Origin of the sequence: Microcystis sp. LE19-195.1E, from assembly GCF_027532095.1 — a bacterium.
GTDB lineage: Bacteria > Cyanobacteriota > Cyanobacteriia > Cyanobacteriales > Microcystaceae > Microcystis > Microcystis aeruginosa.
In genome coordinates this window covers 1-7,850 of record NZ_JAPZSZ010000272.1, presented here as the reverse complement: position 1 = coordinate 7,850, position 7,850 = coordinate 1, and the positions used below count along the sequence as shown (strand labels likewise).

4 protein-coding genes and 1 pseudogene are annotated in these 7,850 nt (G+C 42.2%); all 5 read right to left on the bottom strand.

Going from position 1 to position 7,850, the window contains the following annotated elements; all coding sequences use genetic code 11:
* Positions 1–176: 176 nt before the first annotated feature.
* Complete coding sequence (locus tag O9300_RS15300; RefSeq protein WP_287972540.1) at positions 177–1,214, bottom strand: hypothetical protein; 1,038 nt, start codon at positions 1,212–1,214, stop codon at positions 177–179.
* A 44-nt stretch (positions 1,215–1,258) separates the two neighbouring features.
* Positions 1,259–4,261 carry a D-Ala-D-Ala carboxypeptidase family metallohydrolase gene (locus tag O9300_RS15295; protein ID WP_287972539.1) on the bottom strand — a complete coding sequence of 1,001 codons (3,003 nt, stop codon included), beginning with the start codon at positions 4,259–4,261 and terminating at the stop codon, positions 1,259–1,261.
* Positions 4,262–4,353: 92 nt separating this feature from the next.
* A complete protein-coding gene (locus O9300_RS15290) occupies positions 4,354–6,051 on the bottom strand; it encodes an SPFH domain-containing protein (RefSeq protein ID WP_287972537.1) in 1,698 nt (565 codons plus the stop codon).
* A 320-nt stretch (positions 6,052–6,371) separates the two neighbouring features.
* The gene (locus tag O9300_RS15285) at positions 6,372–7,535 is read right to left on the bottom strand and encodes a pyridoxal phosphate-dependent aminotransferase (protein WP_287738559.1); all 1,164 of its coding nucleotides are present in this window, start codon (positions 7,533–7,535) and stop codon (positions 6,372–6,374) included.
* Positions 7,536–7,644: 109 nt separating this feature from the next.
* A pseudogene (locus O9300_RS15280) lies at positions 7,645–7,850 on the bottom strand (hypothetical protein); the annotation flags it as partial.

Here is a 7,850-nt window from a genome sequence, read left to right as displayed (position 1 = left end):
TTTTGGCCGCAGGGCTTGCGGTGTCAGTCTGTAGAGCGACTATAAGACCAGAATAGAGTAAATCTGTTAAGGCAGGTGCGAAAAATCCTTCGGGAAAGAAGCAGAAACCTAAATCGTGAGGTTTGGGAATCACCGTCCGTTTACGGCGGTGAGGATGTCAAGGCAGGATTAATCGTTTAATCAAAACCGATTAAATTTTCTTTTAAGTAGGTATATAAGGATTGCAGGCGTTGTGTTTCACTTTCAGTGAGTTGGTCTCCTTTTCCTCTCAACTCAAAATATCGTTGTGTAGCTGTCGATAAGCGTATTGTTTTACCTAGTTCTTCTAAAGCACTAAAATAACTGCCAGATATATTTCCGACATTGAGTTGATTGCCATAAGATTTATTGTAAGTCTCCAAGACTTCCGTTGCCAAGTGTTTCTCAATTTGACCCGGTGCCAAGGTAATTCCTTTTTTGATATTAACAACAATGTAGGGACTTACTGGTTCATTACGAGTTGAAGTAATAGTACCATTCCGTTCCATTTGTAGGGATTCTAATTCAACTTCTTCAAAGAAAAAGGCAAATGCTCCTGTCTGTAAGGGAGCTTCACCAATGTTAGGAAGGCGGTTCTGATCGCCGGGATAAAAAGCAAATTCTACAGTTTTTACTTGAGGCCTAAATTCCGCATCTAGTATGGTTTTGAGAATATTATTAACTCCTTCTAAAGCTGCTGTTCCTAAAGCTGTAAAAGGAACGAGAATGGGAAAAGTGCCGCCTACTTCACGAACAACTTCTTGTAATGCTCCTGTCACTTGATCTAATTTTGAGTCTCCTAATCCCTGACAAAAACTACTGAATGATAAATATAGTCTTTCTGTTTTCTTGTCTTTTTGGAAATCTTCAATAATCGCTACATTTTCTGCCCAAGTAGTAAGTAAATCATGGGTCAGTCTATTCATATTATTAATGTGATTGAGGTAGTGAGCTTTAATGATAGGTTTTTCTATATCTCCTAATCCTATCTGACTCATTACAGCAAAATAATCATTACCCCATTGTCCAGCTTTATACTCTTCTCTATACTTACTATAAAGTTGATGTGAAATAGTATTTATAGAGACTGTAAAATCTTCGGCAGCAGCAATTAAAGCATTATCATCTTTAAGGAATGGATCGAGTAATGGTCCGGGTTCCGTAATCGGTACTCTGCCGATGGTTGTGATTGTCATTTAAGCATCCTCCTAAGGGTGTATTTATAAAGTTTTACATGGCATCAATAGTTCCATCTGACACCTTTTTCGCCTCCCGTTTTCCATCCCTTTCCATTGCGACAATCAATATGAACGAAGCCCTTTTTTGCCCCCCAACCCAAGGCACCATACCAGTGTTGATCTACCCACTTTTGAAATTCAAACACATCTCCATGAGCAGGGCAAATATCGACCGCAGTTCCTCGGATATGCTGCGAGTTACTTACCCCTCCCACAGCACGATTGATTTGCTCAGGGCGATACCCAGAAGTGATGATAATGGGCTTACCGTAGTCAGTGCGAATCTTCTCCAACTCTCGCATAATCGTGAGTATGTTATTTTGCAAAGTGGTGTCGTGCGGAATGCGTCGGGGGTCGTTTCGTAAGTTTTCTCCTAGAGTGAAATGGGGGGTTAAATGGGTGGACATATCACTCCAATCTACATCTTTCGGAGTCAAAATTTTGGGCATTTCCCTAACCACTTCGACTTTGCTAACCTGATCGCTAGATTCTGTCGCTGCCTTGCCTGTTTCAGGCTTTGCGGCTAACTCTTCCGTATGTAAAGGTGTAGAAGGTAATTGTTTGATAACTTGACAAGCTTTATCGTAATAACGCTGACGATCCGATAGTCCGTTATAACCACCATTAACTTTTTTTGTTACCTCTTTAACAGTTCCACCCCGATCGCAAAGAGCATTCATGTTATTATTCTTCCACCAAAATCCAGCACTGGTAAAAGGATAAACTTGAGCAACATAGCTATGTCCCTGCATGACTTTTTGATCCTTGATAAAGTCTGCAAATTTCTGATAATTATGCCGTCCAGTTAATTGAATAACACCAGCACCTTTATATTTACGACCATCACCGGGAGAGGTATTTCCCAAATCTCGGCGACCTTCATAAGCACTACCACTGGCAATTTCTTCCATCCAACGCAGTCCTCCTGATTCATGGGCTGTTTGGCTGAGAAAATGTCTAATTCGTGGCACTGTATTAATTTCAAATCGCTGTAAACAAGAGTTTAAGTCATTGAATTGTTTATCACTCATTTTACGTCCATAGACAGACTCAGCTTGCTGACGAGTGACAAGATTAACGCCTTGATGCTGAATTGATTCTGACGCGGATACAGGTGATAGGCCATTGTCTTTGCTAGATTTTTGCCAAGGTAAATGCCAATGATCCGACCAAAGATACCAAGTGCCAGCACCGTAGTCTAACTCCACTAGGCAATGTCCGTCAATTTCTTCTGAATACTTGAGGACTTTGTATTCTTTGCCCACAGGAACTTCTTTTTTCTCGTTTTCACCGAGGTCTGATGAATCAATAGGCTGCTTTTTCAGATAGGTTTTAGTAGTTGCCTTGATGATGGTATTGGGGGGCGCAATGAGCCAATTTTCGGGTTCTACCTTTGTGGTTGTAGCTGATCTTTGAATTGAGCGGGTGGCTGCGGCTTTGAGGGTTCCTCTATTTGTTGAGGAGATGGCAGACATTCTTGATAATTGGTCAATGGCTTCCCGCGCTGAACCATTTTTACTGGACTGGGGAACAGATGATAGTATTTTGTCTTCCCAAGGTAAGTACCAGTGATCTGACCAAATATACCAAATTCCCTGGCCGTAGTCTAATTCAACGAGGCAATGTCCATTAGATTCTTGTGAATGCTTGAGGATTTTATACTCTGTACCCACGGGAACTTCTTTTTTCTCGTTTTCACCGAGTTGTGATGAATCAATGGGTTGCTTTTTCAGATAGGTTTTAATGGTTGCTTTAATCTTTGTATTGGGGGGGGCAGCGACCAAATCTGCCCGATTCTGGGTTACTGATAAGGTTGAGGTGACAGGTTTCGCCACCGCAGAAAGTTGAATTTTATCAAGTAAGGCTTTCCCGTTAGTCTGTTGACTTACCCAATCTTGATTTTGGATCAGCCAGTTTTTTATGGAATTATTTCCCCCATCTACTCCATCCCTTTCATACTCGTCAATAGCTTGCGCTAGTTCTTTCCTCTGCTCAACAGCAAACAAATCCTTTAGGATATCATCCCTTGATTGAGAATTGCCAAGGCCAATTCGGGCAATCGCCCGATTCATTTCATACTTCCAGCTATCTCCCTCCGTTAATGCCCCCGGTATTCGTAGTTCGATGGCGCGATCGAGATAGGAGATGGCTTTGTCTAAATCAGGAGGCTGTGAACTGATATAAGCATAACCTAACTCTGCATTATACGAAGGATTATTGTTATCACTCGCTACCAGAGCCTCAAAAATCGGAATTGTTCTATTGACCCGATCTTTAAATGTTAGAGTTCTCCTTCCCAAGCTACGGGCATCATGGGCAAGATTAAAAGCACGTTCTTTAACATCATCAGTAGCAGATTCAAGTTTCTCTTGCATTTCTGATAATTCGGACTGATTTAGCCCTTCTTGAATCTGCTGGTTGACTAGATTGCGGATGTATGTTTTTTCTTCGAGTTCTTTTGCCTGAGATTCTGCTATCTCTTTGGCTTCATTAGCCGTGTCTATACGTTTAATTACCTTCTTTAATGCCGCATCTAGGATGGCTTTACCACCGTAGCCGCCCACCAATCCAGTGACAAAAATCGTGATTTCCAAGCCTGGATCGCCAGGTTTTCTAAGTTCCTGGGGTAAGAACTGATAGGCGATAAGTGACCCACCTATGCCAACAAAAATTTCTCCCAAAAAGCCGGGGTTGAGATTATTGGGATTTTTCTTACTCCAAGACGGCAATTCTAACTCGCCGTCAAGCAATATGGAGTAAAGTAACCCGCCTAATCCCCCAGCCAATACCAGACTTAGATAGATAGTATTTATGCCATTGAACCATTGTAAGTAACCTTGCAAACCGCTAATTTTGGTGCCATTGTTACTCGCAAAACTTGTAAAACTGATTAACTTAGCAAAGCCAAGAGCCATACCAAGTCCTAATAAAAAAGTAAGAATGAAATTAGTAGTCTTGGGAAAGGGGGGAAATGTTAGGGGAGGTTTTTGTTTTGCTTTGTTCATGAACTTAGATCCAAAACTCAGTTTTTTACTGTTGAAAAGTTAGTTTTATCGGCAGGGATTAATGGGCTTAGATGACTCAATCTCGCTGTTATTTATCCGTCAGAATTATCCTGTCCGCTGTTGCTATCGTTATTCAAAGAGCGGAGCGATTTACCTAATAAATCTCCTAACTTACCATTTAGCAGTGATTGGATCAGTAACATACCACTGGTGGAAAGCATCAACTTGTTAATCTCTTCTCCATTTCCATTGGGAAAATTATAGATATTGGAGTCTCCCAAAATCCCCGCTTGGGGAGCTAATGCTTTAGCAATTTCAACAACCTGGGGTAAATTTTCTATTAATTGAGGTGCTAACTCCCGAACCATTTTAGCCGTGCGCTCGGCATCCGTAGCCGGTATGAGATGGTAACGCTTACCTTCTGCTTCTGCCAAACGTTCGATAGTTTTGGCTTCGTTCTCCACTGACTCTGCGGCTATTTCCGCTTGCAGCTTCTGGCGTTCTGCTTGGGCTTTTTCAATTGCTGTAGTAACAGCTTGTTCTGCTTGGGCGCGTTCTATTTCTGTTTCCAGCCGTTCTTTTTCTTTACTAATAATCGAGATGGTTGCAGCAATTTCTCCCGTTTCTATTTCTTGATTGACTGTTGCTTGTTTTAAGCGAAACGTTTTATTTTTCTCAATTAAGTCTGTGTCTTGTAGGAGCTTGTTAAGTTGAATTTCAATCTCTGTTTTGTGTTTGAGGGATTCTAGCTCTTCTTTGTCCTTTAACTCAGCAATTTCGAGCTTTTTCTTTAAAGCTAATTCAGAGGTTTCAATCGCCTCCTGTAGTTCTTTTTCTTTTTCATTTTGGTATTTTTCTATAATTAGATCATGATCAATCTTCCTCTTTTCGACTTTTTCTAGTGTTTCTAAATTTTTCAAAGATGTTTCTTGATGTGTAAGCTCTTGATTTTCCAGTTCAATCCCTATCTCTAATTCCTTTAGCCTTATATCTCTGCCTTTCTCTAATTCCTGTTTTCGTATTTTTTCTTCTGTATCTAATTCCTGTTTTCGTATTGCTTCTTCCGTCTTTAACTCTTCTGTGCGAGTCGCCAGAATTGCCGGTTGAATAACTTTTGTCCTAGCTTCAACTGCCTTGGCATCGAAATAGTTGTCAGCAGTATAGTTGGCACTTTCTTCAATTTCACCAATAACTAGGTCTCTAACAGTTAATCCTAGAGGATTTAGGCAGTTACCAAGTATAGTCGTAGCTTCTTTTCCCACCTCTGTGCGATTTGTATGGAGATAGTCTAATGTATGTTTACTGGCACTTCCTCGTAAGGCGGTTTCGGCGCGTTTTTTAACAGCTTTCTCTACGGCTACGGTTGAAATACTGTCTTCTTCTACCAAAAATTTTTTAGCCTTTTGGTTGTCTTCTTTTGTGTCGGCAATATAGACATAAATTGTCGCTTGTACATTGGCTCGTAAATAATCCTGAGTACGAATATTTGAGACTTCTATATCAACAGCAAATTCTTGGGATCGAATCGTGTCTGAGTCTGGTTCTGGTTCAGTCCATGCCTTGAAACCCCCAATAATTTTGTCTTTTTGCGACCACAAAGAAACTAGCATCAAAGTAACCACAACAGTCAGTACTATCGGCACTAAAGGGAAACTACCGTTACCTGGCGGTGGATTTGATCGGGAAGGATCAGGGAAAGATTGAGCGACAATAACAGGCTTTGTTTGGCTGGGTTGTACTGCTCTCATATAGTAAAGATTCAGATCGGGAATTGCCAGCGATTTTAACATTCATGGTTCTTCGGTGGATAATATGTTAACAAAAATTTGTAACCGTTCAGGGCTAGATCTGTTTCATTTACAGGGTGAGCGCATCTCAAACCCTATTGACAACTGTGCAATTTTGTGGTTTGCGTGGGCATTTCCAGTGATACCAGTCAATCAGAATAGTTACGAACTCTTAACATTTAGTCGATTTTTGCTTAACAATTGAGATAGAAAATTATACTCAAATATGCCTGAATCACCTTCTAGGTGAGCAACTCACCTAAGCTGTTAAAACCGAAAAAAAAGGGCGAATTTTGTTCACCCTAACAGACAAAGTAATCATCCTACAAACTGCCGATAAACTGATCAATGCGATCGAATCCTTTTTCAATCGTCTTTAGGTCTGTAGCATAGGAAAGACGAATACAATCATCAGCACCGAAAGCAATACCGGGGATAGCGGCTACTTTTTGGGTTTCGAGGAGTTTCTGACAAAAATCCCGTGATTTTAAACCAGTTTGACTAATATCGATAAACACATAAAAAGCACCGTTGGGAGTAGGACAATTGAGTCCGGGAATGGCTCGCACTCGTTCTAAAATATACTGTCGGCGCTCGCTAAAAGCTTTGACCATTTCCTCGATGCAATCTTGGGAACTCTCCAAAGCAGCGATCGCACCGTATTGGGCAAAAGTGCAGACATTGGAGGTACTATGACTTTGGATCTTAGTCATGGCCTTGACAATTTCCACCGGTCCTGCTATGTAACCGACGCGCCACCCCGTCATCGAGAAAGCTTTAGCAAAACCATTACTAATAATACTGCGCTGAAAGATTTCCGGACCAAAAGAAGCGATACTGCGGTGAATTGCGCCATCGTAGAGGATTTTCTCGTAAATTTCATCAGAAACGACTAAAATATCCTTTTCAACCACAATTTTTGCTAAAGCTGCGATTTCTTCGGGAGTATAGACAATACCGGTGGGATTAGAGGGAGAATTGAGGACAAATAATTTAGTTTTCGGTGTAATTGCCGCTTCTAGCTGTTCAGGGGTGATTTTATAGTGATTCTCTAGGCTAGTGTTGACGATAACCGATGTTCCCCCCGCTAACGTCACCATTTCAGGATAACTCAACCAGTAGGGTGCGGGAATAATTACTTCGTCCCCCGCTTCAATTAACGCCATGATCAGATTGTAGAGAGACTGTTTACCTCCATTGGTGACGATGACATTATCGGCATTGTATGCTAGTTGATTATCCCGCAGCAATTTCTCGGCGATGGCTTTTCTTAACCCCGCTTCCCCGGCAGCCGGTCCGTAGCGAGTTTTTCCCTCATCGAGGGCCTTTTTCGCGGCAGCTCTGATGTGAGTGGGTGTGTCGAAATCTGGCTCCCCGGCGCTAAAACTACAGACATCTTCGCCGTTTTTCTTCATTTCCTTGGCCAGAGAGTCGATAGCTAGGGTAAGGGAGGGAGTAACTTGATTGACTCGTGACGCTAGTTTCATAGTATTTTACCCTGAAAGGGCTTTTCTGATGACCTACACAACCTTTAGTATTGTCCATCACCTCGATTGTTCTGGGTGTTTTTTTATATAATCTCCGGAATTGCGGCGCTTAGGGATGGGTGTGGGGTGATGGGGAAGTGGGGTGTGGGGTGTGGGGTGTGGGGTGTGGGGTGAGGTCATTGCCGTGTTCGGGTACTGGGCGATCGGCTTCGTCACCGCGATCTGGCTGGGCTTCTATACCCCGCTCGAAGGGATCGGCGTGTGGCTGGGGCTGGCGGTGGGCCTGGTCGTGGTGGCAGCACTGCTGACCTGGCG